We start from the raw sequence: 23,819 nt of genomic DNA on the forward strand, positions 1-23,819 counted from the left end.
TCACGCCCCGTACAGGTTCTTGTCGTGCTTCTCGACAATCTGCTGGAAGCGGCGGGCGAAGCGTTCGTCCGCCTTGGCCTTTTGCTCCAGCACCTTGCGGGCGAAGACCATGTGATCCTCGTGAGCCTCCATCATGTCGGCCATCCGCTGGTTCGTCGCGGTGCCGATGGCGGCCATCGCGGCCTGCGCTTCCTTGTCCGTCTCGACCCCGATCTCGTTGATCCGGTGCGCGACGTCCTGCTGCTGCGCGGTCTTCAGCGACTTGGTCAGGGCATCGTACAGCACAACGCGCTGCTTCGTGTCAGTCTGCAACTTGTTGATCAGCACCATTTGCGTCGCCGCCTGGTTCTGCAGGCTGTCGACCCAGGTTTTGCCCTTCTCGATGTAGCGTTCCAGCGTCTGGCTTTTCGCCAGCTTCACCTGCTCCTGCTGCACCATCTCGTTGTACTTGGCGTTCATCGCCGCCAGTTCGCCTTCCAGCTTCGTGCGGGCGGCGGCGTCCTGTTCGACGCTGATCTTGCTCTCAAGCTCGATGATCTTCGGATCCATCGACGCGATCTCGACGCGCAGCGCCTCAAGCTCGCTGACCACGGCCTCGCGCTCGTCCAACGTGCCGGAAAGGTTGGTTTCCACCCGGCCCTTGTGGTCGTTCAGCACGTCCAGCTGGTTTTCCAGCAGCTTCACGATGGTGTCGGACTTGCCGATCAGGTCCTGCAGCTTGTCGTCGATATTGGCGGTGCGGATGCGTTCCTGCCGCATCGAGTCCGCTTTGCCCTTGGCGAAAATGCCGACGAAGCTTTCCCAGCCCGTCTTGTTGCGCATCTCGTCAAAGTCCTGACTGAACCCGGCGGTCACGTCGTCGAGGCCCATGATCAGCTCGGCGATGTTGGCGTTCATCAGCTCGGTGTGGGAATGCACGTCGTCCAGCGTCGCGTTCTCGATGTCGATCGAGATGTCGTCGCCCGACTTGGCCTTGGCCCCCATCGTCTCGACCCGGCTGGTCAGTTCGGAAATCTTTGCCTGCGCCTCGGCCACCTCGGCCTGGCTTTTGCGCACCTGGGCGTCAAAATCGCTCATCGCTGTCCTCGCGTCGCAAATGAAGTCTTCTATCTGCGGGATGTTTACCCCGCTTTGTTTATCAGGTCATCCCGTTTCCGCCCGGTTTCAAGGGGGCACAAGGGTCGGGATTTCCCGACCCTTGACAGCAGGCTGTGGCCGAAATCAGGCACTTGACCGGCGTTTTACGGGGTTCCGGCAGGCCTCAGCCGACGCAGTTGAAGCCCGGACCATAGGGGTAGCCGGTGATATTTTCGGCCCCGTCTTCCGTGACGACAAGGATGTCGTGTTCGCGATAGCCGCCCGCGCCGGGCTGGCCGTCGGGGATGGTCAGCATCGGCTCCATCGACACGACCATGCCTGGCCGAAGCACGGTGTCGATGTCCTCGCGCAGTTCCAGCCCGGCCTCGCGCCCGTAATAGTGGGACAGGATGCCGAAGGAATGGCCGTAACCGAAGCTTCTGTATTGCAGCAGGTCGCGCTCGGCGAAGAACGCGTTGATCTGCGCCGTGATGCCCGAACAGGTGGCACCCGGCCGGATCAGCGACAGCCCAAGTTCATGAGCCCCGACATTGGCGTTCCACATCTCAAGCGAAGCGTCGTCGGGTTCGCCGACGAACAGCGTGCGTTCCAGCGCTGTGTAATAGCCCGAGATCATCGGGAAGGCGTTCAGCGACAGGATATCGCCTCGCTGCAACCGGCGCGCGGTGACCGGGTTGTGGGCGCCGTCGGTGTTCAGCCCCGACTGGAACCAGACCCACGTGTCGCGATACTCGGCGTCGGGGAAGCGGCTGGCGATCTCCAGTTCCATCGCGTCCCGCCCCGCCATCGCCACGTCGATCTCGCGCGTGCCCTCTCGGATCGCGTCGCGGATAGCATAGCCGCCCACGTCCGCCACGGCGGCCCCGGCGCGGATCAGGTCGATCTCGGCGGGCGATTTCATCATCCGCTGGCGCATCGTTGCCGGGGCGATGTCGACCATCTCGGACGGCGACAGGAAGGCGGTCATCGCCGTTTGCGCGGCAAGCGTCATGTGATCGCCTTCGATCCCGACGCGCCGCCCTTCGCCCGCAACGCTGCGGATCGCGCGCCAGTAATTGTCACGCGCCCAGTCGGTGTAGGTGATGTTGTCGCCGTGGCACCGCCGCCACGGCTGCCCCGCGTCGATCCCCGCCGAGATGGTCACGGACTCGGTCGCGGTCACCACGAGGCCGTAGGGCCGGCCGAAGCTGCAATACAGAAAGCCCGAGTAATAGGCGATGTTCTGCATCGAGGTCAGCACGGCAACCTCGACACCGGCCTCGGCCATCGCGGCCCGCAGCCCGGTCAGCCGGGCGTCGTACTCGTCGGACGAAAACGGCAGCGGAACCTTGTCGCCGCCATTGTGAAAACGGAAGAATTCCGGACGTTCGGTCATTGTCATTCGATCTCCTGAACAAGCCCCGACCGCCAAGCCGGGGATCATCGGGTTCCCGGCGTACAGGACACTGCTGTGGAAGATCGCCGAAGACGCCATCTTCGGGATGCGCGGATCTTGCCCCCGGGCATGACAAGGGGCAAGCCCTCTTGCGCGCAGGCGCGGCCCGCCCCAGTCTGACCGCCAGCGAAACGGGAGAACAGGCATGCGACTGGACGGCAAGACGGCGATCGTCACCGGCGGCGGTTCCGGCTTTGGCGCGGGGATCGTGCGCAAGTTCAAGGCCGAGGGCGCGCAGGTCATGGTGGCGGACATCGACACCGAGGCGGCACAGGGCATGGCGGCCGAGGTCGGCGGCGTTGCCTGCACCGTCGACGTGGCGGACGGCGCAAGCGTCGCCGCGATGGCGCGCGTGGCGCTTCAGGTCTGGGGCCACGTCGATATTCTGGTCAACAACGCGGGCATCACACACCTGCCGACCCCGATGGAGGACGTCCCCGAAGACCTGTTCGACCGCGTGTTGGCGGTGAACGCGAAATCCGTCTATCTCACCGCGCGCGAACTGGTGCCGCATATGAAATCGCGCGGCGCCGGGGCCATTCTCAACCTTGCCTCCACCGCCGGGCTGTCGCCCCGTCCGAACCTTAGCTGGTACAACGCGTCGAAGGGCTGGATGATCACCGCCACCAAGTCGATGGCCGTGGAACTGGCGCCCGCCGGGGTGCGGGTCAACGCGCTGTGCCCCGTCGCCGGAGAGACGCCGCTGCTGAAAAGCTTCATGGGTCAGGACACCCCGGAAATGCGGGCGAAGTTCCTATCGACCATCCCGATTGGCCGCTTCTCGACCCCGGAAGACATGGGCAACGCCGCCTGCTTCTTGTGCTCGGACGAGGCGTCGATGGTCACCGGCGTCGCGATGGAAGTCGACGGCGGACGCTGTATCTGATCCCGGCGGCAAGGCCCGCTGCTGGGGGTTTGCGCATAGGCCATACAAGACAAGCTGCGGAGACCGCTGCATGAAACCCGGCCCCCTTAACCTGATCACCGACGTCGCGGGCCTTGTGGTCGGCAACGCCGAGGATCATGCGGTCAAGACCGGAACCACCGTTCTGACGTCCAAGCAGCCCTTCACGGCGGCGGTTCATGTCATGGGCGGGGCGCCCGGCACGCGCGAGACGGATCTTCTGGCCCCGGACCGAACAGTGCAGCAGGTCCATGCACTGGTTCTGTCGGGCGGGTCCGCGCTGGGACTGTCGGCGGCGTCCGGCGTGGCCGACGCGATGCGAGCGCGCGGCCAAGGGCTTGATGTCGCCGGACAAATCGTGCCGATCGTCCCGGCGGCCATCGTGTTCGATCTTGTGAACGGCGGTGACAAGGACTGGTCCGTGAACCCCTATCCCGCGCTTGGCGAGGCCGCGCTGTCCGCAGCTTCTGACACCTTCGACCTTGGGACGGCGGGGGCCGGGACCGGCGCCACCACGGCAGGGCTGAAGGGCGGGCTTGGCTCGGCCTCGGTCGTGCTGCCGTCCGGTGTGACGGTCGGGGCGCTTGTGGTGGTCAATGCCCTTGGCAGCGCCACGGTGGACGACGGCCCGCATTTCTGGGCCGCCCCGTTCGAGCTGGGCGATGAATTCGGCGGGCGGGGGCCGGCCGCCGCATACGATCCGCTGCCGTTCGCCACCAAGCACGGGCTGCGCAACGCTGCCACGACCATCGCCATCGTCGCCACCGACGCCGCGCTGGATCAGGCGCAGGCGACCCGGGTGGCCACCGCCGCGCATGACGGCATGGCCCGGGCGCTTGTGCCAAGCCACACCCCGTCGGACGGCGATCTGGTGTTCGCGGCGGCGACCGGCGCACGCGCGCTTGCCGACCCGGCGGGCGACCTGCTGGAGATCGGGCACGCGGCCGCGCTGTGCCTGTCCCGCGCCATCGCGCGCGGCGTCTTTCACGCGACCGGCGCAAAGGCCGACCCCTTCCCAACGTGGCAAGACCGCTTCGCTTGACGGATCCGGCCTTGCCGAGCCGGGCTAGCCCCCGACCACCGCGCGGGTCAGGGCGCTGTCCTTCTTGGCCAGACCGTCGATCACGTCGAAATGGTGCCGGCCCTCGTCGATGTACAGGGCGCTTCCGGGCCACGCGTCGGCCAGCCAGCGCGCCTGATCCAGGAACGCAGGCCGCTCGGCGCCGCCGACCCAGATGATCGTTTCCGTATCCCGCAGGGTGTGAATCAGCGCCGGGCTTTCCGACGCCGCCTCTTCCCGACGCAGCCGCAGGTCCCGGTTCATCTCGGTCTGCATCAGCGGGCGCAGGTCGGACAGTGGCGAGATCGGCACCACCCGTTCCAGACGCCGGCCAACCGCGTCCGGCAGCGCCACGTCCCGGCAGCGCATCCGCGCAGACAGATGCCCGCCGGCAGAGTGCCCCGTCACCACGATCGGCCCGTTCACCCGCGCCGCCGCAGCCGCGACCGCCGTCGCGATCTCGACCGTGATCTCGGAAATCCACGCGTCGGGCGCCAGCGTGTAGGACGGCATCGCCACCGCCCATCCTTGCGCCAGCGGCCCCCCGGCAAGGTGCGACCACAAGGTCCGGTCGAACCGGCGCCAGTACCCACCGTGAACGAAGACCACCAAACCTTTCGGTGTACCCTCTGGGTGAAACAGGTCGAACGCTTGCCGCGTTCCCGGCCCATAGCTGATGTCGCATTCCGCGCTGTTCCCCATCGTTTCGCGGAAGGCGCTGGCAAGCGCCGTCCACCGCGGAGGGTATTGCGCGGACCCGGGAATATAGGCCCCGTTCTCGTAGGCGTCTGTGAGGTTCATGCTCTTGCCCCTGTTGTTAACTGCACTCTATAGCCTTGGGAAAGCGTCACGCTAGCCAGACCTTCGAAAGGATCCCTTGATGCTAGATTCAACCACCGATCTCTCCGGCCTGCTGAAGGATTCCTCTTTGCTGACCGGCAAGGCTTATGTCGCGGGCGAGTGGATCGACGCGGACGATGGCACGACCTTCGACGTGACCAACCCCGCCCGCGGGGACGTTCTGATCAAGGTCGCCGACCTGTCCCGCGCCGAGACCGCCCGCGCCATCGCGGCCGCCGAGACCGCGCAGAAGGAATGGGCGAAGCGCACCGCAAAGGATCGTTCGAACCTGATGCGCGCATGGTTCGACCTGATCGTCGAGAATGCCGATGACCTTGGCACCATCCTGACCGCCGAACAGGGCAAGCCCCTGCCCGAGGCGAAGGGAGAAATCATGTACGGCGCGTCCTTCATCGAGTGGTTCTCGGAAGAAGCGCGCCGCGTTTACGGCGAGACGATTCCCGGCCACCAGCCCGACAAGCGGCTGACGGTCATCAAGCAGCCGATCGGCGTCTGCGCCGCCATCACCCCGTGGAACTTCCCGAACGCGATGATCACCCGCAAGGTCGGCCCGGCGCTGGCAGCCGGGTGTGCCATGGTCGTTCGCCCGCCGTCGCAAACGCCGCTGTCGGCACTGGCGCTGGCGGTGCTGGCGGAACGTGCCGGGCTGCCGAAGGGCCTGCTGTCGGTGATCCCGTCCGAAGCGGCGTCCGACATCGGCAAGGAATTCTGCGAGAACCCCGTCGTGCGCAAGCTGTCCTTCACCGGCTCGACCGAGGTGGGGCGCATCCTGCTGCGGCAGGCCGCCGATCAGGTGATGAAGTGCTCGATGGAGCTGGGCGGCAACGCGCCCTTTATCGTGTTCGACGATGCCGACATCGACGCGGCGGTCGAGGGCGCGATGATGTGCAAGTTCCGCAACAACGGCCAGACCTGCGTCTGCGCCAACCGGATCTACGTGCAGGACGGCGTCTATGACAAATTCGCGGAAAAGCTGGTCGAAGCGCTGAAACAGCGCAAGACCGGCGACGGGCTTGTCGAGGGCACCGATTTCGGGCCGCTGATCGACGAGAAAGCCGTAGCGAAGGTGAAAGAGCACGTCGTCGATGCGTCGGAAAAAGGCGCGCGCGTGATCTACGGCGGCGCGCCGCATGACGCGGGCCCGCTGTTCTACGAACCCACCGTCATCACCGGCGCGGACACGTCGATGAAGTTCGCGACGGAGGAGACCTTCGGCCCCCTCGCCCCGCTGTTCCGCTTCAAGGACGAGGACGAGGTGATCGACATGGCGAACGACACGATCTTCGGGCTCGCGTCGTACTTCTACGCCAAGGACCTGTCCCGCGTGTACAAGGTGGCCGAGGCGCTGGAATACGGCATTGTCGGCGTGAACACCGGCATCATCTCGACCGAGGTCGCGCCGTTCGGCGGCGTCAAGCAGTCGGGGCTTGGCCGCGAAGGGTCCAGCCACGGGATCGAGGACTATCTCGAGATGAAATACATCTGCATGAGCGTCTGACGCCCAAACCGGAAAAGCGGCTTAGTGCAGCCGCTTTTCCTTTTCTGCATCACCGGCACGGATGCGGCCCGTCAGACGCTGCAGCCGCGAGGTGAAGCGACGGTGCTGCTGGTCGAGTTCCACGAACTTCGCCATCCGTTCCAGCAGCGTCTGCACACGGTCTAGTTCGTCCTGCGCCTGCACGGGCTGGTCCCGGTCCAACATCATCCGCGCCTTCAGCAGCGCGACCTCTGTCCGCAGGACAAGATTCGCCCGCTGCGTGTCGCCGATAGCGCGGCCCAGAACTTCACCGGCAACGGCGATCTGTTCGGCGTCGAGTTCCTGCACCGGCCAGCGGCGAGGCCGCTTCACGTAGTTGATGCGGTACGCCTCTTCCACCGGGATCAGCGCATTCACCGCATCGATGTCGGCCCGCAAGCGTTCGATCATCGCTTCCTGCACCTCGACGGTCGGAAAATGCCGGTCGGGGGTCACTTCGGGCAGTCGGTCGGCCAGCGCCTCTCCAAGCGCGGCCGCGCCGCCGCGCACCTTGCCGTTGACCGCGCGCAAAAGCGCCAGTTCGCCCCGCGTCATCGCCCGGTTCACCACCCCGCGTCCGGGGTCCGTGAAGAAACCGGGCTTCTTGCCAAGAAACCGGGCCAGCCTGCCGCGCAGGCTGTCCCGGTGGCGGTCGTAGTTCAGCACCGTCCACTCGACATCGGGCAGCCCAAGATCGGTTTCCAGCAATTTCCGCGCCAGCGCCGGCTGCCGGAACCGCCGAAAGCCTTCGGCCGGATCATAGCTGGCGCCGCGCCGGCGGATCTCTTGCTGGTACATCGCTTCGGCATGGGCAACGGGGTCGCGGATGAACATCAGGATCTTGACGGCGCCGATGTCGTTTTTCTCGCAGATGCGGTGCAACCGAGAGCGGAACGCGACGTCCTGCAACAGGCCGGACAGCCCGACGTGGCTGAACAGGACCTTGTCGGCGTCGAAACGGTGGCCCGCTTCGCTGATCTTGGCCAGCCGCATCCCGTTGCCGACCACGGCGCTTTCGTCGCCGCCGGGATATTCGATCCCACCGGCCGCAAGCACGTCGGCAGAGCGAGCAAGAACCGACTGCAGGAAACCAGACCCTGTGCGCTCTTGTCCGATGTGCAGAAACAATTGCCGCATGAATACTCCCTGTTCGGTCACCCTAGCCGCAGATTGCCCGATGCCAAACGAAATTGTCAGGTCGGGCATCCCTGACCTTTTTGGGCGTTCACGGGACTCCTTGGTCGTTGAGGCCCCGTACCTTACTTGCTAGGTCTCGAAGACAATACTGTTTCCGGGACGCTTCAACATGGATCACCCCGCCACTGCACCTGACGCAGACCGCGAGGACGCGGGATTCTCGCTGCTTGAACTGATGGTGGTCGTGGTGATCCTATCGATCCTTGCACTGGTGATCGTGCCCCGTGTGATCAACCGCCCGGATCAGGCCCGCGTCGTGCGGGTCCAGACGGACCTTGCGGCGCTGGAAAGCGCGGTGAACCTCTACAAGCTGGACAACTTCCGATACCCCACCACCGAACAGGGTCTAGAGGCTCTGGTGACGCGCCCCTCTGGCGAACCGGCCCCGGCCAATTGGTCCGACGGCGGTTATATCGAGCGTTTGCCGAAAGACCCGTGGGGCAACGACTATCAGTACCTGTCGCCCGGCGTGCATGGCGAGTTCGACATCTTCACCTTCGGCGCGGACGGCACGCAGGGGGGTGACGGGCCGGATGCGGACATCGGGACATGGAACCGCGAGTGACGCCCGGCGACCGGGGCTTTACCCTCGTCGAACTGGTCGTCGTGGTGGCGATCCTGTCCGTGCTGACCCTGACCGTCACCCTTGGCACCAACCGCCCCCGCATGGCGCGCGGCCAAGACTGGAGCCGTTTCGCCACGCTGCATGAAAGCCTGCGCGAACAGGCGGTGCTGGGGCGGCAGGTGCTGGGGCTGGAACTGAACGACAGCGGCTTTCGCCGGATGCGCCGCGTCGATGGCATCTGGCAGGCGGACGGAACCGGAGGCGACTGGCAAGGCCCGGTGCGCATTCAGCGCCCCTTCGAACCCGGCGCCGTCGTCACCTTCCTTCCCGACGGCCGCAGCACTCCCGTCTCTGTGCGGTTCGGCAGTGCCGACGGGATGCGCAGTTGCGAGGCCGACGGCTGGAGCGCGCTGGAATGCGGCTGAGACGCACAGATCACGATACGGGCCTTAGCCTGATCGAGGTGGTGATCGCGGTGCTGATCCTGTCGATCGGCGTCGCCGCAGGCTTTCGCGGGCTGGGGCAGGCCAGCCGGGTGATCGGCGAAGAGTCCCCGCGCCTGATGGCCCGGCACGCCGCCCTGAACCGCGCGGAAGAACTTCGGCTGCTGGGCATGGCGGCGGGCAGCGCATTGCCGGACGTGGTAGCGATGGGCCCGTGGGACTGGCGGATCGAAGTGACCGGAACCGCCACCGCCGGCGGTTTCGTCGAGGCAACGGTCACTGCCAGCGCGGACGGGCTTCCCGGCGCATCGGTGGTCACCTACGTGCTGCCCGAGGCCCCAGAGGCCACGCAATGAGCGGGCGGGACAGAGGTCTCACGCTGCTGGAGCTTGTCGTCGTCATGGCGATCTTCGCGGTGATTGCGCTGATCGGGGCGCAGGTCATCGCGCAGGCGGTCCGGTCCGACGCGCGTATGGCCGAAACAAGCGAGGCAAGTGCCGACCTTGCCTATGGCCTTGCGCTTTTGCGCAACGACCTTGGCGCCGCCATCGCCCTGCCCTTCTACCCGCCCGGCAACCTGCCGCTGCCCGCCTTCGACGCGCCCGCCCGGCAATCGCGGTTCGCGCTTAGCCTTGGCGGCCAGCCGGGTTTCGACGGCGCAAGCCCGGTGCAAGCCCGCGTGACATGGGCGCTGAACCCGGTGACGGGCGTCGTCACGCGCCAACACTGGCCCGCCCTGATCCCCGGCGACGTCCGGCTGGAAAGCCCGCAGGTCACGGTGTTCGAAGACGTCACCTCGCTGACCGTGGAAGGCTATGACGCGGCGGATGGCTGGACGGTCGGCTATCCGAAACCGGACGCGGACACCGACACGCTGCCCGACGCCATACGCGTCACGCTCGATCACCGCACGCTGGGCATGATCGCCACGGTGGTGGCCCTGCGATGAGGAATGATCGCGGCATCGTCCTGCTGAACGCCCTGATCGTCGTGTTGGTGCTGGCGCTTGTCTCGGCCACGCTGCTGACCCGGTCCGGCGCGGCGATGATGCGCGCCGTGTCGGTGCAGGACGCGGAACGGCTGGACCACCATTTGGACGCGGCCGAGAACCTTGTGCAGATGCTGCTGGCCGAGGCGGGCCGCGACGGGCAGATCGTCCACCCCGGTCAGGACTGGGCAGCCGAGACCCACGTTTACCGCATCGGCGACGGGCAAGTCCGGATCCGGATCACCGATCTTCAGGGCCGCATGAACGTCAACTGGCTGGCCGGGTCCGAGGACGAGATGGTTAAGGACGCCTTCACGCGGCTGTTTCAGCAGATCGAACTGCCGTTGCCCTTGCTGGACGAACTGCGTGACTACCTCGCGCCCGGCGGGCCGCGCAGCCTGCCTACCTATCTGCGGCGCAGTTTCCCCGTGCAGCCGCGCGGCGGCCCCGCGCCGACGCTCGAGGCGCTGCGCATCGTCAACGGCTTCGACGCCGCGTCCTTCGCCACCCTGTCCGATTACGCCGCCGCACTGCCGTGGGACAGCCGCGTCAACCTGAACACCGCGCCGCCCGCCGTGCTGGCGGCGCTGTTGGCCCCCTTTCCCGCGGACGTCCGGGCAGAGTTCCTGCGCCCCGACCGCGACGGCCCCATCGAGCACCTGAAAGAACTGCGCGACCTGACCATCGCGGTGCTGGAAACCGAGGATCTGTCGGACCTGCCGCTGGACCGCATGACCGTCACCAGCCGCTGGTTCGCCGCCGACATTCACGCCGAGCACGAGGGCCGCACCGCGTCGCGCCGCGTGATCCTGCACCGGGTAGACCTGGACGACGCACAGCCACGGGTCGTCCTTCGCTGGGCGCTGCCCGATTGAAGCCGCCGCGCCTTGCGCCCATAGTGCGACCTGCGGACAGGCAGCCGCAACCGCAGGCAGACGGAGAACACGCGTGAAACGGGGACAGGGACAGCCCGCGTTGTGGCGACTGGACGACGGAGAGGCGCCGCGCGGGCCGCACGTCGCGCTTGTGCCCGGCGCCGACACGCCGTTGCTGCCAGTCGATCTGCCCGACACGCTGAAAGGCATCGCGCGCGAGCGCGTCGGCCGTCGGCTGCTGGCCGAGGCGCTGGGACTGCCCTCTGAGACGGTCGAGATCCGGCCCTGCCTGCGCACCGCCTCTGGCTGGGACCGCGCCGTGGTCGCGGATGCCGGCCAGCTTGCGGACTGGCGGTCGCGGCTGATGCCCGGTTGCACCGCGCTGTTGCCCGACTTTGCCGCCCTGCCCTGCCACGCCCGCGTCTGGACCGTCTTGGTCGAGGACGGCATGGTCCGCGCCCGGCTGGGCGAAACGGACGGCTTCAGCGCGGAACCCGACCTTGCCGCGTTGCTGCTGGCGGATGCCGCGCCGCCCGAAGCGGTGCTGCGCCTTGGCGCCCCGGATGCCGCCGTCGACGCCGCCATCGCCGCGATCGGCGTGCCGGTCCACCACGACGCCGCCGCGCTGCAGGCTGCGGGCAACGCCGCACCCTTGGGCTGGGCCCAAGCGACGGCCGGGCTGGACCTGATGACCCCACCGCAGGCCGGCTTCGACCGGATCCGCGCCCGCTTGCGCAGGTGGGCCGCCCCCGCAGTGGCGGCGGCGCTGGCGCTTGCGGTCTGGCTGGGCGGCATCGCGTGGGAAACCGCAGACCTTGCCGCCCGCGCCCGCGCCGCTCAGGACGATACGATGGCTATGGTGCGCACGCATTTCGTGCCCAGCGGCCCGATCCTCGACATCCGCGCGCAGGTCGAGCGCGCATTGGCCGAGGCCGCCGCACCCGATGCGCCGGACCCCGACGCGCTGTTGCTGTTCCAGACCGCCGCTCCGTGGCTGACCGGTGATGGCATCGAGTTGCAGTCAATCGCGTGGCAACCCGAAACCGGTCTGGTCGCGTCCATCGCCCTTCGTGATTTCGCCACGCTGGAACAGATCGTGGCCGACCTGCAGTCCGCCGGGTTCGAGGTCGAGCAGCAGGACACCGGCGTGCGGTCCGGCGGTGGCGTCTCGGCCCGACTGCGGCTGGACCCGGCGGGGGCATGACGATGGACCGTATCAGCTATCGCCTGTCGCAGCTTTCGGATCGCGAACGCATCCTGCTTGCCCTACTTGCGGCGGTGATCGTGCCGCTGGCCGTGCTGTTCCTTGTCGCGATGCCCCTGCTTGGCGCCCGGGCCGAGGCCCGCGCCGACGTGGCCGAAGCCGAGACGCTGCGCGACTGGGTTGCCGCCCGCGTGACCGACCTGCCTCCATCCGGCCTGAGCGATGCGGGCCTGCCCGACACCGCCCCCCCGATGGGTCTGAGCGCGCTGGAACAAAGCCTTGTCGCCGCCGGGCTGCGCGACAGCGTCACGGAACTTGCCAACCGCGATGGCGGCGGCATCGAACTTGGCTTCGGCCCGGTGCCTTTCACCGATCTCATCGCGTGGCTCGCCAACGTCGCACCCGGCTGGGGCTATGACGTAGCGGCGTTCCGGCTAGAGCGCGATACGCCCGGCCTTGCCCGCGCCGCGTTTTCGCTGGAGCCCACGGAATGAGGACGCTTGTCCTTCTGGTCATTTTCGTCGTGGGCCTGCTGGCGGCGCTGGCGTGGCAAGGGCGGATGCACCACCTGCGGTCGGCCACGGCGCTTCCCGGATGGACCGACGCGATTACCCCGGACTCGACCGTTCGCCGAGGCACCGCGATCCTTCCCGAAGAAGTGCCGGTCGCCGGTCTCAGGCTGTCATGGATCGCGCGGCTACCCGACAGCAGCGGCTGGCAATGGGACGTCCGGCTGCACGGCACCGACATCGACGCGTCGGCGCGGGTGGCGGTGCCGTTCTGGCCCACGCCGCTGCGCGCCCGGATCACCGACGGCCATATGCCGGTCGCCGCGCTGGCCCCGGGTGTCGTCGGCCTGACCGGCGACATAAGCGGCGCGATCGGCGTGGTCGACCTCGGCGGGACGGCGGATGCCCCTGTGGTGACGGGCGAGATCACCGCCCAAGCGGTCGGCATCAGCATCGCCGGAACCGATCTTGGCGACGGCCCGCTGCGCGCCACGCTTGCCGAAAACGGCAGCTGGACCGCCGAACTTGCCCTTCCCGACGGCGCAGCCCCCGTCGAGGCGGAAGCCGAAGGTACGATAGACAGCGATATCGTGACCTATGTCGTGCGGATCGAGGACACCGGCGCGCTTCCCTCGGAAATGGTCGCGATCCTCGACCGGGTCGGTCGCCCAGAGGGCAGCGGATGGGTGATCGAGGGATCGCAAGCCACACGCTGAGCGGGAATGGCCCCAAGCCGCAAACGATGATAGACATGAAATCGCCGGTTTCCTAATGCATTGGCGGACCCCGGAGCCGTTTCAGCCATGACCGTCCTGTCGAACATCGCACTGTATGCCTCTGTCGCCGCGCTTGGCGTGACGGCGGGCGGCGTCGCGCTGACCGCGACAGCCCCGGAACCAACCAGTTTCGTAGCGCCTGAACCGGCGGGCGTTGCGGTCGAACTGGCGGCGGCGCCGACCCTGTCGCCGCAGTGGCCCGAGGTGTTCGGCACGGTGCCGCCCCCGGCGCCGGACCCCGAGCCTGCCCCGGAACTCGTCGCCGCACCGGCGCCTGAACCAGCGCCGCAACCAGCCCCCGAACCCGAACCGGAAATCCGCTATGACTATATCCTCGCCGGCATCGTCGCGGGCGACCGCGAAGGCTGGGCGCTTGTGTCGGCCGGTGGCTTGCAACAGCTGATCCGGGTCGGCGACGAACTGGACGGCGGCGAGATCGTCGAACGGATCGACGACAAGGGCGTCTGGATCACATGGCGCGGACTGCCACAGCTGATCCCGGTGTACCGCACCGACAGCAGCCTGTTCATGACGATCACGCCCACAGAACCTGCTGCGCCCCCAGAGACGCTGGGAGAGGTCGACGTGACCATCGAACGAATGGATCGCCGGTTTCTGCAGCGCACCTTCGAGGCCGCCGGACGCCTTGTGATGACCGACGAAGACGACGGAACCAGTGCGCTGGATGTTGTCTGGATACGACAGGGCGAGCTTTATGAGCGCATCGGACTGCGCACAGGCGATAAAATCTTGCGCATCAATGGGTCGATGGTGGAGAATCCAGACCTGCTGGCACATCTGCCAGACGCCATAACGCAAGGCGGGACCATCGACCTTGAAATCCTTCGCGATGGAACCCGCCAGATCATAAAGGTCAACCTTGGGCAAGGTTAGCAGAGCAGTCCTTGTCGCCCTCGCGCTGATATGCGCAACGCTTTCGACCGCACGTGCCCAGATCGCTCTCGACCTTCGGGACGCCGATCTGCGCAGCTTCGTCGAAATCGTAGCAGAGGCGACCAACAGGAACTTCACCCTGGACGCGCGCGTGCAGGGCACCGTGACCGTGATCGCACCGGGCACGGTGGATTCCGCCGCGCTGTACGAAGTCTTCCTCAACGTGCTGGAACTTAACCGGCTGACCATCATCGAGGGTCAGCAGGTCGACCGCATCGTGCCGCTGGACCTTGCCCGCGAATTGGCGCCCGGCGAACGGGTTCGGACCGCTGGCGGCGCGTTCGAGACGCGCGTCTTCGCGATCCGCAACATCCCGCTGCCGCAGGTGGTCGACGTCATCCGCCCGCTGCTTCCGGCAGAGGCGGTGGTGTCCACCATCGACCAGTCCAGCCTTCTGGTCATCTCGGACCGGCGCGAAAACATCGACCGCATCGACCGGCTGATCAACCAGCTTGACCGACCGGCAGGCCAGACGATCGAAACGATCCGGCTTAGCCATTCCATCGCGACCGAGATCCTTGCAACGCTGCAATCGCTGGACATCGTGCCGCCCGGCGGCAGCTTGTCCGCCGACCAGCGGTCGAACGCCATCGTGGTGTCCGGCAACGACGAATTCCGCAGCCGCATCCGGCAGGTGGTGACCCAGCTCGACACGCCGCAACGGTCCGTCTCGACCGCCGTCGTCTCGTTGAACTACGCCGACGCGGTGGAACTGGAATCGGTCATCGCCCGGTCGGTTCTGGCCGGCGCGCAGGATCAGCCGGGCGAGGTGACCATCGTCGCCGAGCCGCAGACCAACTCGCTGCTGATCACCGCCCCCGCCGACCGCATCGGCACCATCACCGCCGCGATCCGCCGACTGGACCAGCGTCCCAGCCAGGTGCTGGTCGAAGCGGTCATCTTCGAGCTTTCGGTGCAGACCCTGTCGGACCTGTCGGCCCAGTTCGGCGCGCTTTTGAACAACGCGCTGTTCGGCGGGGCCGAGTTTTCGATCGGCGGCCGCCCGTCGCTGACCTCGCTGGTGTCCGCCGCCATCGACGGCAACGTGCTTAGCCCCGGTCAGGGCGGTGTGCTTGGCGTCGGACGGCAGAACGGCGACGACGGCTTCCTCGGGTTCATCACCGCGCTGACCGGATCGACTTCGGCCCGGCTGCTGTCGACCCCCTCGGTGCTGACCCTGAACAACACAGAGGCCGAGATCGTCGTGGCGCAGTCGGTGCCCTTCGTCACCGGCAGCTATTCCACCGTCGGCGACAGCGCCCTGCCCGACCAGCCGTTCCAGACCATCGAACGCGAGGACGTCGGCCTGACCCTGCGCGTCACCCCGCAGATCACCGGCGATGCGACGGTGCGGATGTCGATCGAACAAGAGGTCTCGAACCTTACCAATTCGACCTCTGCAGCGGGGGGCGAGATCACCTCGAAGCGGACGCTGAACACCAACGTGCTTGTCGGCGACGGCCGCGTCATCATGCTGGGCGGTCTGCTGGAAAACGGCTCTGGCGCCCAGAACCAGGGCGTGCCGGGCCTGAAGGACCTGCCACTGTTCGGCAACCTGTTCCGGGGCCGTTCGGTTAACCGCGATCAGCGCGTGCTGCTTTTGCTGCTGCGCCCCCGCGTCGTGCACAACGACGAGGACGCACACCGCCTGACCGCCGAACTGGCGCTGGACGCCCGGCGCGCGTCGGACGCGATCAAGCCGAACCCGGACGACCGCTATCCGAACATGCCGCCCTCCAGCTTTCCGTTCGACGGCGCCAACCTGAACCAGCCGTTCGACGCAGGCTTCATCGACCCCTACGCGCGCACCCGCACCTTCCCGCCGCTGCCGTCGCGGCTGGAATTCAACGCGCCGTAAGCATCTTTGGTCTGAAAATATCCCCGCCGGAGGCACCAGAATTTTCGCGAAAATTCTGTTCCCCCTCGCCTAGCGCGCCGCGCCTGCGGTAAAGTCCCGACATGGCCGACCTGCCCTTCGTCTTTGCCCGCGACCAGCAGCTAGTACTGCAAGGCGACCGCCTGCTGTGCGGCCCCGGCGCCACCGCGTTCGGCCTGCGCGAGGCCCGCCGCCGGATGCGCCGCCCGCTTGCCGTCGAAACGCTGGACGCCGCCGCCTTCGATGCGCTGCTGAACGCGCACTATCGGCAGGGCGCCGAGGATGGTGAAGCCGACCTGTCTTTCGACCTTGAAACCCGCAACGGTCCCGGGCTGCGCGACCTGCTGGAAGACGCGACCGAGGCACCGGTGATCGAACTGGTGAACCAGCTGTTGCGCCGCACCGTCCGCGCCACGGCATCGGACCTGCATGTCGAACCGCACGAAGGCGGGCTGCGGGCGCGGGTCCGTGTCGACGGCATGCTGCGCAGCGTCATGGACCGCGACGACGTGCCGGTGAAACGCGTGGTGTCGCGGCTAAAGGTGATGGCCGGGCTCGACACCTCGGAAACCCGCCTGCCGCAGGACGGACGCATCGGCCTGCGCTATGGCGGGCGCGACATCGACGTGCGTATCTCTACCCTGCCCGGCCAGTTCGGCGAACGCGTGGTGCTGCGGATGCTGGACCGGCACTCGGGCCTGTTGCCGCTGGACGCGCTGGGGCTGAAACCCGCGCAAGAGGCCGTGCTGCGCCGCCTTGCCGACCGTCCCGACGGGATCGTGCTGGCGACCGGGCCGACCGGATCGGGCAAGACCACCACGCTGTACTCGCTGTTGCAGCTTGCGGACCACGGGCGGCGCAACATCGTCACGGTCGAGGACCCGATCGAGTATCACCTGCCCGGCATCAGCCAGACCCAGACCAACGCCGAGATCGGCATGACCTTCGCCGCCGGGCTGCGCGCCACGCTGCGGCAGGACCCCGACGTGATCCTTGTCGGAGAGATCCGCGACGGCGAGACGGCGCAGGTCGCCGCACAGGCGTCGCTGACCGGGCATCTTGTCTTCTCGTCGCTGCACGCGAACAACTCGGTCGCCGCCGTCACCCGGCTGCGCGACCTTGGGCTGGACAACTACCTGATCGCCGCGACCCTGCGCGGCATCCTTGCGCAGCGCCTTTTGCGGCGGCTGTGCACCTGCGCCACCACGGCGCCAACGACCCCCGACGAAGCCGCCCTGTTCCGCGCCGCCGGGCTGGAGCCGCCCGAAACCCTGCGCCACGCCGATGGCTGCGACACCTGCGGCGGCACCGGCTTTGCCGGGCGGCAAGGCGTGTTCGAGATCGTCGAGGTCGACGAGGCGCTGTCGGCCCGGATCGGCGAGAACGCCAGCGAACTGGAGCTGCGCAAGATGGCGATCCCGAAGGACGGTTCGCTTCTGGCGCAGGGCCTTGCGCTGGCGGCAGAAGGCGCGACCAGCCTTGCCGAGGTCCGCCGAGTTCTGGGCGACCTCTAGTGCAGCCCTTCGCCTACGTCGCCTATACCGCGAAAGGCCAGCGCCGGACCGGGACGCTGGTCGCGGATTCCGAGAAGGCGGCCTTCGACGCGTTGAAGGCACAGGGCCTGATGGCCTCGGAGATCGAAGCGCGGGCCGACACTGGCCCCAACCGGACAGCCCGCCGCGGGGCACGGCTGGACGCCGACGAACGCGCGCTGTTCACCCGCCAGATGGCGGTGTTGCTGGCCGCCGATCTGCCGGTCGAAAAGGCGCTGGACGCCGTCATAGAAAGTGACGGGTCGAAGGCGATGCAGGCCTTCGCCGCGCAACTGAAGGCGGCCACGCTGGAAGGCTACCCGCTGTCGGACGCCATCGAGACCAGCCGCGCCGGGTTCGCGCCCTACTACGCGTCCAGCCTTCGGGCAGGTGAAGGATCGGGCGAACTGGCGGCGGTGTTCGGCGGGCTGGCCGACTATCTGGAAGCGCAAGGCGCGAACCGCGCGGAAATCGCGACGGCGCTGGTTTATCCCGGCTTCGTCGCCGCCGTGTCGCTGGTGGTCTGCGCCATTCTCGTGACGACGGTCGCGCCTGAATTGGTCGGGATGTTCGAAGTCACCGGCCAGCCGCTGCCCGGCATTACGCGAACGGTGCTGGCCGTATCAGGCTGGATCGAAACGCACTGGATCGGCCTGTCCGCCGCGTTGGTCGCCGCGGTGCTGGCCGTGGTTGCCGCATGGCGCGTCCCGTCCAGCCGCGACCGGATGCGGCGCGCCGGGCTGAAGGTGCCGGTGTTCGGACGGCTGAAGCGGATGGCCATCGCGGCACAGTACCTGCGGACCCTGTCGGTCGTGCTGGGCAGCCGCCAGACCGCGCTGAACGCGGCCACGGGGGCGGCAGAGGTCGTCGATGTGTCGACCCACCGCGCCGAGGCCGACGCGGTCGTCACCGCCGTCCGGCAGGGCGAAAGCCTTGGCGCGGCGCTGCGGCGGCTTCCGATCCTGCCTCCGGTCGCGCTGCAACTGATCCGCGTCGGAGAAGACTCGGCCCGGCTGGCCCCGATGGCCGAACGCGCCGCGATCCTTGTCGAGACGTGGCTGGCGAACGACCGCAAGCGGCTGGCCGCGATCCTTGACCCGGTGCTGATGATGGTGGTCGGCGGCTTCGTCCTGATCGTCGTGCTGGCGGTGCTGTTGCCGATCTTCGACCTGCAATCGGCGGTGATGCAGTAACGGTCAAAGACCGTGGCTGCGGTCGTAGCCATTCATCGTCGCGGGCGTCCATCCCTGCAGCGCGCCGCCCGCAGGCTCGAACACCTGGATCAACAGGGGATAGCAGGCAGCGGTGTCGCTGGAATGTTCGGCGGAACAGTCGCCGCCGGGACAGGCCGACAGCGCGCCCAACAGGTCGATCTCGGCAAAAAACTCTAGGTAATCGCCGGGCCGCACCGGGCTGGCCTTCATGAAGTATTGCCCCGTGTCGGCAGTGAAACCGGTGCACATGAAGACGTTCAGCACGTCGTGAACCAGCAGCTCGGCCTTTGTCACAGGCATCCCGGTCTCGGCCGCCAGCGCGCGGGACAGGTTGGAATGGCAGCAGTGGTGATAGTCGTCCCCGGCCAGCAGGTGGTGCGTGTACGGGTCGCAGCGCGTCCCGATGACGTCGTGCACGCGCCCGCCGTGCGGGTCGGTGCCGTACCACGCCAGCGTATCCTCGGTGATCGTCGCCATCGGGCGAAGATAGGGAAAGCAGCTCCACAACCTGTCGCCGGTGGTGACATGCGTACCGTGCAGGGCGCGGGTCTTGCCCGAGAAGAAGCGTTCCGACAGATCGTTCGCCGCCCACAGGTTCAGGTCCCCGACCTGCGGCCCCTGAATCGAGGTGATCCGAAAGAAATGCCCCGCCGGCACCCGGAAGGTTGCGGCCTCGCGGGGGGCGGCAACCGTCTCGGCCACCAGCGTGGCGCCTTCGCGGGCGCGGGTGTACAGCGCAAGATCCGGCGGCGGCAACGATGTATCGGGATACGCCACGACCGGTGCGATCGCGCGGCGCGCCTCGGCGTCGGCGGGCGGGTGGCTTTGTCTGTCGGTCATCGCGGTGCCCCTACTGTCCCAAGATCCGGTGTACGGCGCGACAGGACATCCGGCACCGCGTGTTGCGAGGCCGATCTAGGACGATCCGCCCCGGCGCGTAAAGCACCGGCGCAGATACAAAGGCCGGTTAGCCGTCCGCGCGGGACGTCAGCAGAGCAAGCCGGGCATCGACAAGCTCGGTGCGGATCCGGTTGATGCGCTTGGCGCGCTTCTCGGTCGTCTCGCAGTCGCGCATCGCCGCCCGCTCGCGCTGGAGCCGGTTCAATTCCAGCTCCAGTTCGTCTTGCGTGCAGAAGGCGTAGATCGTCTGCCACTGCTCGCGGACAAGGTCGCCGTCGAAGCCTGAAGTCTTTGCCACGGTCCGGGGGCTCGGAACCAAGGCTGCGCGGCGCGGCAAGAACCGGAACGCGCGAGAGGTTTCTCTGATTGCAATCATTAAGATCACCGTTTGTTTTTGTTCTGCTCTTTCCTCCAAGTAGCCACGGCTTGTGATTCCGGCAAAGTCACAAAATCCTTACCCCCCGGCGGCAGGCTGAAATCCGGTCAGAGTCAGGCGCGAACCCGCCGAACCTGTGGCAAGGCTGTAACAATCAGGTCAGCAAGACGGGATCAGCCGGTGCGATCCGAGCGCAAACAGTGCCGCGGCGATTGGTTCGGGGGCGGAACAGTGCGCGCACCGCAGGCAACGCAGTGCCAGTCGCCCGCCGGTTTGTCCTGCCGCCAGCGGCAATCGCGACTCAGCGTCGTGTAGGTTCGCTTCCACCAGAGATAGAAGACAACGCCGATGGCGAGAAAGATGAAGAAGATCACGGCGACACCTGCAGCATCCCGGTCAACGGGATCGGAAAGACAAAGGGCCGCCCCGGTACTTCGGAACGGCCCTTGGATGTCGTGTCAGCTAGCTCAGACGATCCGGTTGACCATCATGCGCTTGATCTCGGCGATCGCCGCCGCCGGGTTCAGACCCTTGGGGCAGGTCTTGGCGCAGTTCATGATCGTGTGGCAGCGGTACAGCTTGAACGGATCTTCAAGGTCGTCCAGGCGCTCGCCGGTCGCCTCGTCGCGGCTGTCGATGATCCAACGATACGCGTGCAGCAGGGCAGCCGGCCCAAGATAGCGGTCCGAGTTCCACCAGTAGGACGGGCAGGACGTCGAGCACGACGCGCACATGACGCATTCGTACAGGCCGTCCAGCTTCTTGCGGTCCTCGATGGACTGCTTCCATTCCTTCTGCGGCCGGTTCGTCTTGGTCTCGAGCCACGGCATGATGCTGGCGTGCTGCGCGTAGAAATGCGTCAGGTCGGGGATCAGGTCCTTGATCACCGACATATGCGGCAGCGGGTAGATCTTGACCACCGGGGTCTTGATATCCTCCATCCCGTAGATGCAGGCCAGCGTGTTGATCCCGTCGATGTTCATCGCGCAGGACCCGCAGATGCCTTCACGGCAGGACCGGCGGAAGGTCAGGGTCGGGTCGATCTCGTTCTTGATCTTGATCAGCGCGTCCAGAACCATCGGACCGCACTTGTCCATGTCTAGAAAGTACGTGTCGACGCGCGGGTTCTCACCGTCATCGGGGTTCCAGCGATAGATCTTGAACTCGCGGACGTTCGTGGCGCCCTCGGGTTTCGGCCAGGTCTTGCCGGTACGGATACGGGAGTTCTTGGGGAGAGTGAGTTGGACCATGAGATCAGACCCCTTTCGGTTGACTGGTCGCGCTGAGGGCGGCGCGGGTGTTTTCGGGCGCGGCGACATCGGGATCGCCGAACTGTTCTAGGTAGGACCGCACCGCATCGCGCGGCAGAGAGATGTTCGTTTCGAACGCGCCCGCGACAAGCGCAGGCAGGCGATCGGCAAGCTCGGCCCGCGCGACGGTCGGCAGGCCGGTTTCGGCGCCGATTTCGCGGGCGCGGTTGTCGATGGCAACCACGATGATACGGCGCCCGTGGGAAAGGCCCCGGATCGATCCGTGCAGCCGCGTTCCCACGACGTCGCAGGGCCCCGCCGCCAGCGCGGCATCGTAGGCGGCCAGCGAGGGCGCAAGACGTTCGATCCCGTGATCGCCCAGCTTGGTCAGATAGTCGCCGTCGCGTGGCTGCTGCGGCCAGAACAGCAGGCGGTCGTACTGCGCCCGCAGGATATCCAGCATCGCGGCGTCCGCCGGATCGGCCTTATGTGCGGTCAGCGTGAAGATCACCGTGTCCGCCTTGCCCTGCGGCACTTTCGGACCCTGATCGGCATAGCGCCACAGCGTCGGGCAAGAGGTGTTCAGCCCGCGAAGGCCAAGTGTCTCGACGATCTTCAGGCCAAGCCCGTCACGCAGCGAATGCACATAGTCGCGGGACAGCAGCCGCTTCAGCAGACGCGCCTGCCGGGGATGAATGCGGTCGAAATCCCGGTTCGCGCCCACGCCGAACAGAACGACCTTCCCGGCCAGCAGGGGGATGTCGCGCCGCGTGACCTGCCAGACAAACCTGTTCTTGCGCTGGTTATGCGGCGCCAACGCGTTCGACCCCAACAGCAGCGCGATATCCGCGTCGGCCACAAGTTTGCGGCTGGACGCGCCAAGGCCGTCGTGCCCGGCAGAACTGCTGATGTAGGCGCCCGGAAACAGCCCTTCGAGATGCTTGCGGGATTCCTGCACAATGATCTCGTCGCCGACATTGTCAGAGGCGATCGATGTATCGATGAGATGTACGTGCCGGATCACCCGTCGCTCCGTCTGTCGTGGCTTGATGTCGGCGCTTCGAAGTGGGATCAGTATGCCGCCTTGCTTCGGAGCCCCGGAATGTTCGCACTCGCCGCCAGGTCTTTCAACCAGGCTTCGGAAACCTTCATCCGTCAGCACGCCCGTGGCATCGCGCCGGGCAACACCGCGTTCGTGACCTACGACGCCGCACCCGAACCGCCGCTGGATGGCCCCGTTCTGGCCGATCTCGGCCGCCGACCGCGCCGGCTGGGCGCGGGGGGATCCGAGATGTCGCGCACGACGCTTCCCGTCGGCCTGCTGCACGCTGGCCGCACGCGGCACGCGGCGCGCTTTTTCCGCGATACCGGCACCGAGGTGGCGATGGGCGAATTCGGCGTCTTCGCCTGCAAGCTTCTGGACGCGGCACGGCGCAGCGACGTGCGCTACTTCGTGCATTTCCACGGCTGGGACGCGTCGCGTGTGTTGTCCGACCCGAAGGTGCTGCGGCTGTACGACGATCTGTGGGCCCGCGCGCAGGGCTTCTTCGCGCCGTCCCGCTTTATCGCGGACAAGCTGATCGCCGTCGGATGCCCCGCCGACCGGATCGCGGTGACGCCCTGCGGCGTCGATCCCGACGCGTTCCCGATGTCCGCCCGCGTGCCGGGCCGGTGCATCATGGTGGGGCGCATGGTCGACAAGAAGGCCCCGCTGGTCAGCATCCGCGCCTTCGCACGCGTCGCGGACAATCACCCGGACGCCCGGCTGGACGTGATCGGCGACGGCCCGCGCCTTGCAGAGTGCAAGGCCGAAGTCGCCGGCATGGATCTGCCCGAAGGCCGCGTCGTGTTCCACGGCGTCCAGCCACATGACACGGTCCGGCGCATGATGTCCGAGGCGTCGATCTTCCTGCAGCATTCCGTGACCACGCCGGACGGCAACACCGAAGGTTTGCCCGTGTCCGTGCTCGAGGCCATGTCGGCCGGTTTGTGCGTGGTGTCGACCCGTCACTCTGGCATCCCCGAGGCAGTCATCGACGGCGACAGCGGTCTGCTGGTGGACGAGCACGATACCGAGGCAATGGCACAGGTGCTTGACCGCGCGCTGGCCGATCCGGCGATGTGCGCGGGGCTTGGCGATGCGGCGGCCGCGCGGGTTCGCGCGTCCTTCACCATCGACCACGCCATCGAGACACTGCGCGACAGGATGGGCCTGACCGGCCTTTGAACGATGCGCCCGAACGCCGGCCGCTGGCCGGCATTCGCAGCATCGCTGCAGGCAGGTTG

General features: G+C 67.0%; 25 protein-coding genes. 16 read left to right on the forward strand and 9 right to left on the reverse strand.

Annotated features, from left to right (window positions below; translation table 11 throughout):
* The gene (locus P1K30_RS10155) at nt 1–1,077 is read right to left on the reverse strand and encodes a hypothetical protein (protein WP_275632610.1); all 1,077 of its coding nucleotides are present in this window, start codon (nt 1,075–1,077) and stop codon (nt 1–3) included.
* A gap of 184 nt (nt 1,078–1,261) precedes the next feature.
* Nucleotides 1,262–2,473 (reverse strand): aminopeptidase P family protein, encoded by a 1,212-nt coding sequence (locus tag P1K30_RS10160; protein ID WP_275632611.1) that lies wholly within the window; start codon nt 2,471–2,473, stop codon nt 1,262–1,264.
* Between the two features lie 205 nt (nt 2,474–2,678).
* Here P1K30_RS10160 and P1K30_RS10165 point away from each other — a divergent pair, with 205 nt between their 5' ends.
* Nucleotides 2,679–3,419 carry a glucose 1-dehydrogenase gene (locus P1K30_RS10165; RefSeq protein WP_275632612.1) on the forward strand — a complete coding sequence of 247 codons (741 nt, stop codon included), beginning with the start codon at nt 2,679–2,681 and terminating at the stop codon, nt 3,417–3,419.
* A 70-nt stretch (nt 3,420–3,489) separates the two neighbouring features.
* A complete protein-coding gene (locus P1K30_RS10170) occupies nt 3,490–4,479 on the forward strand; it encodes a P1 family peptidase (RefSeq protein WP_275632613.1) in 990 nt (329 codons plus the stop codon).
* Between the two features lie 24 nt (nt 4,480–4,503).
* Here the strand turns inward: P1K30_RS10170 and P1K30_RS10175 are convergent, their stop codons facing one another.
* Nucleotides 4,504–5,298, reverse strand: coding sequence for an alpha/beta hydrolase (locus tag P1K30_RS10175; RefSeq protein WP_275632614.1), 795 nt, complete (start codon nt 5,296–5,298; stop codon nt 4,504–4,506).
* A 79-nt stretch (nt 5,299–5,377) separates the two neighbouring features.
* Here P1K30_RS10175 and P1K30_RS10180 point away from each other — a divergent pair, with 79 nt between their 5' ends.
* Complete coding sequence (locus P1K30_RS10180; RefSeq protein ID WP_275632615.1) at nt 5,378–6,856, forward strand: NAD-dependent succinate-semialdehyde dehydrogenase; 1,479 nt, start codon at nt 5,378–5,380, stop codon at nt 6,854–6,856.
* Nucleotides 6,857–6,877: 21 nt separating this feature from the next.
* On the opposite strand, the gene P1K30_RS10185 is transcribed toward P1K30_RS10180, so the two are convergent.
* Complete coding sequence (locus P1K30_RS10185; protein ID WP_275632616.1) at nt 6,878–8,011, reverse strand: hypothetical protein; 1,134 nt, start codon at nt 8,009–8,011, stop codon at nt 6,878–6,880.
* A gap of 169 nt (nt 8,012–8,180) precedes the next feature.
* On the opposite strand from P1K30_RS10185, the gene gspG reads away from it, so the two are divergent.
* The 12 genes from gspG (at nt 8,181) to P1K30_RS10245 (ending at nt 18,986) form a co-directional block, all read left to right on the forward strand.
* Nucleotides 8,181–8,636 (forward strand): type II secretion system major pseudopilin GspG, encoded by a 456-nt coding sequence (gene gspG / locus P1K30_RS10190; protein ID WP_275632617.1) that lies wholly within the window; start codon nt 8,181–8,183, stop codon nt 8,634–8,636.
* Nucleotides 8,621–9,061: a prepilin-type N-terminal cleavage/methylation domain-containing protein gene (locus tag P1K30_RS10195; protein WP_275632618.1), complete on the forward strand. Its 441-nt coding sequence runs from the start codon at nt 8,621–8,623 to the stop codon at nt 9,059–9,061. Before gspG ends, P1K30_RS10195 begins: the two co-directional genes overlap by 16 nt.
* Complete coding sequence (locus P1K30_RS10200) at nt 9,052–9,435, forward strand: type IV pilus modification PilV family protein (protein ID WP_275632619.1); 384 nt, start codon at nt 9,052–9,054, stop codon at nt 9,433–9,435. Before P1K30_RS10195 ends, P1K30_RS10200 begins: the two co-directional genes overlap by 10 nt.
* Nucleotides 9,432–10,028: a type II secretion system protein GspJ gene (locus P1K30_RS10205; protein ID WP_275632620.1), complete on the forward strand. Its 597-nt coding sequence runs from the start codon at nt 9,432–9,434 to the stop codon at nt 10,026–10,028. The genes P1K30_RS10200 and P1K30_RS10205 overlap by 4 nt, the downstream gene beginning before the upstream one ends.
* Nucleotides 10,025–10,942, forward strand: coding sequence for a type II secretion system minor pseudopilin GspK (gspK, locus tag P1K30_RS10210; protein ID WP_275632621.1), 918 nt, complete (start codon nt 10,025–10,027; stop codon nt 10,940–10,942). The genes P1K30_RS10205 and gspK overlap by 4 nt, the downstream gene beginning before the upstream one ends.
* 73 nt (nt 10,943–11,015) lie before the next feature.
* Nucleotides 11,016–12,146: a type II secretion system protein GspL gene (gene gspL, locus P1K30_RS10215; protein ID WP_275632622.1), complete on the forward strand. Its 1,131-nt coding sequence runs from the start codon at nt 11,016–11,018 to the stop codon at nt 12,144–12,146.
* A complete protein-coding gene (gspM, locus tag P1K30_RS10220) occupies nt 12,143–12,640 on the forward strand; it encodes a type II secretion system protein GspM (protein ID WP_275632623.1) in 498 nt (165 codons plus the stop codon). Before gspL ends, gspM begins: the two co-directional genes overlap by 4 nt.
* On the forward strand, nt 12,637–13,371 hold the full coding sequence (gene gspN / locus P1K30_RS10225) for a type II secretion system protein N (RefSeq protein ID WP_275632624.1): 735 nt from the start codon (nt 12,637–12,639) through the stop codon (nt 13,369–13,371). Before gspM ends, gspN begins: the two co-directional genes overlap by 4 nt.
* An 87-nt stretch (nt 13,372–13,458) precedes the next feature.
* On the forward strand, nt 13,459–14,325 hold the full coding sequence (locus P1K30_RS10230) for a hypothetical protein (RefSeq protein ID WP_275632625.1): 867 nt from the start codon (nt 13,459–13,461) through the stop codon (nt 14,323–14,325).
* On the forward strand, nt 14,312–16,243 hold the full coding sequence (locus P1K30_RS10235) for a secretin N-terminal domain-containing protein (protein WP_275632626.1): 1,932 nt from the start codon (nt 14,312–14,314) through the stop codon (nt 16,241–16,243). Before P1K30_RS10230 ends, P1K30_RS10235 begins: the two co-directional genes overlap by 14 nt.
* A gap of 101 nt (nt 16,244–16,344) precedes the next feature.
* Nucleotides 16,345–17,775, forward strand: coding sequence for a GspE/PulE family protein (locus P1K30_RS10240; RefSeq protein ID WP_275632627.1), 1,431 nt, complete (start codon nt 16,345–16,347; stop codon nt 17,773–17,775).
* Nucleotides 17,775–18,986, forward strand: a complete 1,212-nt coding sequence (locus P1K30_RS10245) for a type II secretion system F family protein (protein WP_275632628.1) — start codon at nt 17,775–17,777, stop codon at nt 18,984–18,986. The genes P1K30_RS10240 and P1K30_RS10245 overlap by 1 nt, the downstream gene beginning before the upstream one ends.
* Nucleotides 18,987–18,989: 3 nt before the next feature.
* Here the strand turns inward: P1K30_RS10245 and P1K30_RS10250 are convergent, their stop codons facing one another.
* From P1K30_RS10250 to P1K30_RS10270, 5 genes are all read right to left on the reverse strand, one after another.
* The gene (locus tag P1K30_RS10250; protein WP_275632629.1) at nt 18,990–19,847 is read right to left on the reverse strand and encodes an urea carboxylase-associated family protein; all 858 of its coding nucleotides are present in this window, start codon (nt 19,845–19,847) and stop codon (nt 18,990–18,992) included.
* 127 nt (nt 19,848–19,974) lie between these two features.
* Nucleotides 19,975–20,205: a hypothetical protein gene (locus P1K30_RS10255; RefSeq protein WP_275632630.1), complete on the reverse strand. Its 231-nt coding sequence runs from the start codon at nt 20,203–20,205 to the stop codon at nt 19,975–19,977.
* A gap of 251 nt (nt 20,206–20,456) precedes the next feature.
* Nucleotides 20,457–20,657, reverse strand: coding sequence for a hypothetical protein (locus P1K30_RS10260; protein WP_275632631.1), 201 nt, complete (start codon nt 20,655–20,657; stop codon nt 20,457–20,459).
* A 93-nt stretch (nt 20,658–20,750) separates the two neighbouring features.
* Nucleotides 20,751–21,533, reverse strand: coding sequence for a succinate dehydrogenase iron-sulfur subunit (locus P1K30_RS10265; RefSeq protein WP_275632632.1), 783 nt, complete (start codon nt 21,531–21,533; stop codon nt 20,751–20,753).
* Between the two features lie 4 nt (nt 21,534–21,537).
* Nucleotides 21,538–22,557: a polysaccharide pyruvyl transferase family protein gene (locus P1K30_RS10270; RefSeq protein WP_275632633.1), complete on the reverse strand. Its 1,020-nt coding sequence runs from the start codon at nt 22,555–22,557 to the stop codon at nt 21,538–21,540.
* A gap of 78 nt (nt 22,558–22,635) precedes the next feature.
* On the opposite strand from P1K30_RS10270, the gene P1K30_RS10275 reads away from it, so the two are divergent.
* Nucleotides 22,636–23,760 (forward strand): glycosyltransferase, encoded by a 1,125-nt coding sequence (locus tag P1K30_RS10275; RefSeq protein WP_275632634.1) that lies wholly within the window; start codon nt 22,636–22,638, stop codon nt 23,758–23,760.
* Nucleotides 23,761–23,819 lie beyond the last annotated feature (59 nt).

Origin of the sequence: Psychromarinibacter halotolerans (assembly GCF_029168315.1) — a bacterium.
GTDB classification, from domain to species: domain Bacteria; phylum Pseudomonadota; class Alphaproteobacteria; order Rhodobacterales; family Rhodobacteraceae; genus Psychromarinibacter; species Psychromarinibacter halotolerans.

Bases quoted from the DNA above. Each gene is read 5' to 3' on its own strand.
- P1K30_RS10155 (WP_275632610.1), bottom strand. From the start codon at position 1,077: ATGAGCGATTTTGACGCCCAGGTGCGCAAAAGCCAGGCCGAGGTGGCC.
- P1K30_RS10160 (WP_275632611.1), bottom strand. From the start codon at position 2,473: ATGACCGAACGTCCGGAATTCTTCCGTTTTCACAATGGCGGCGACAAG.
- P1K30_RS10165 (WP_275632612.1), top strand. From the start codon at position 2,679: ATGCGACTGGACGGCAAGACGGCGATCGTCACCGGCGGCGGTTCCGGC.
- P1K30_RS10170 (WP_275632613.1), top strand. From the start codon at position 3,490: ATGAAACCCGGCCCCCTTAACCTGATCACCGACGTCGCGGGCCTTGTG.
- P1K30_RS10175 (WP_275632614.1), bottom strand. From the start codon at position 5,298: ATGAACCTCACAGACGCCTACGAGAACGGGGCCTATATTCCCGGGTCC.
- P1K30_RS10180 (WP_275632615.1), top strand. From the start codon at position 5,378: ATGCTAGATTCAACCACCGATCTCTCCGGCCTGCTGAAGGATTCCTCT.
- P1K30_RS10185 (WP_275632616.1), bottom strand. From the start codon at position 8,011: ATGCGGCAATTGTTTCTGCACATCGGACAAGAGCGCACAGGGTCTGGT.
- gspG (WP_275632617.1), top strand. From the start codon at position 8,181: ATGGATCACCCCGCCACTGCACCTGACGCAGACCGCGAGGACGCGGGA.
- P1K30_RS10195 (WP_275632618.1), top strand. From the start codon at position 8,621: ATGGAACCGCGAGTGACGCCCGGCGACCGGGGCTTTACCCTCGTCGAA.
- P1K30_RS10200 (WP_275632619.1), top strand. From the start codon at position 9,052: ATGCGGCTGAGACGCACAGATCACGATACGGGCCTTAGCCTGATCGAG.
- P1K30_RS10205 (WP_275632620.1), top strand. From the start codon at position 9,432: ATGAGCGGGCGGGACAGAGGTCTCACGCTGCTGGAGCTTGTCGTCGTC.
- gspK (WP_275632621.1), top strand. From the start codon at position 10,025: ATGAGGAATGATCGCGGCATCGTCCTGCTGAACGCCCTGATCGTCGTG.
- gspM (WP_275632623.1), top strand. From the start codon at position 12,143: ATGACGATGGACCGTATCAGCTATCGCCTGTCGCAGCTTTCGGATCGC.
- gspN (WP_275632624.1), top strand. From the start codon at position 12,637: ATGAGGACGCTTGTCCTTCTGGTCATTTTCGTCGTGGGCCTGCTGGCG.
- P1K30_RS10230 (WP_275632625.1), top strand. From the start codon at position 13,459: ATGACCGTCCTGTCGAACATCGCACTGTATGCCTCTGTCGCCGCGCTT.
- P1K30_RS10240 (WP_275632627.1), top strand. From the start codon at position 16,345: ATGGCCGACCTGCCCTTCGTCTTTGCCCGCGACCAGCAGCTAGTACTG.
- P1K30_RS10250 (WP_275632629.1), bottom strand. From the start codon at position 19,847: ATGACCGACAGACAAAGCCACCCGCCCGCCGACGCCGAGGCGCGCCGC.
- P1K30_RS10265 (WP_275632632.1), bottom strand. From the start codon at position 21,533: ATGGTCCAACTCACTCTCCCCAAGAACTCCCGTATCCGTACCGGCAAG.
- P1K30_RS10275 (WP_275632634.1), top strand. From the start codon at position 22,636: ATGTTCGCACTCGCCGCCAGGTCTTTCAACCAGGCTTCGGAAACCTTC.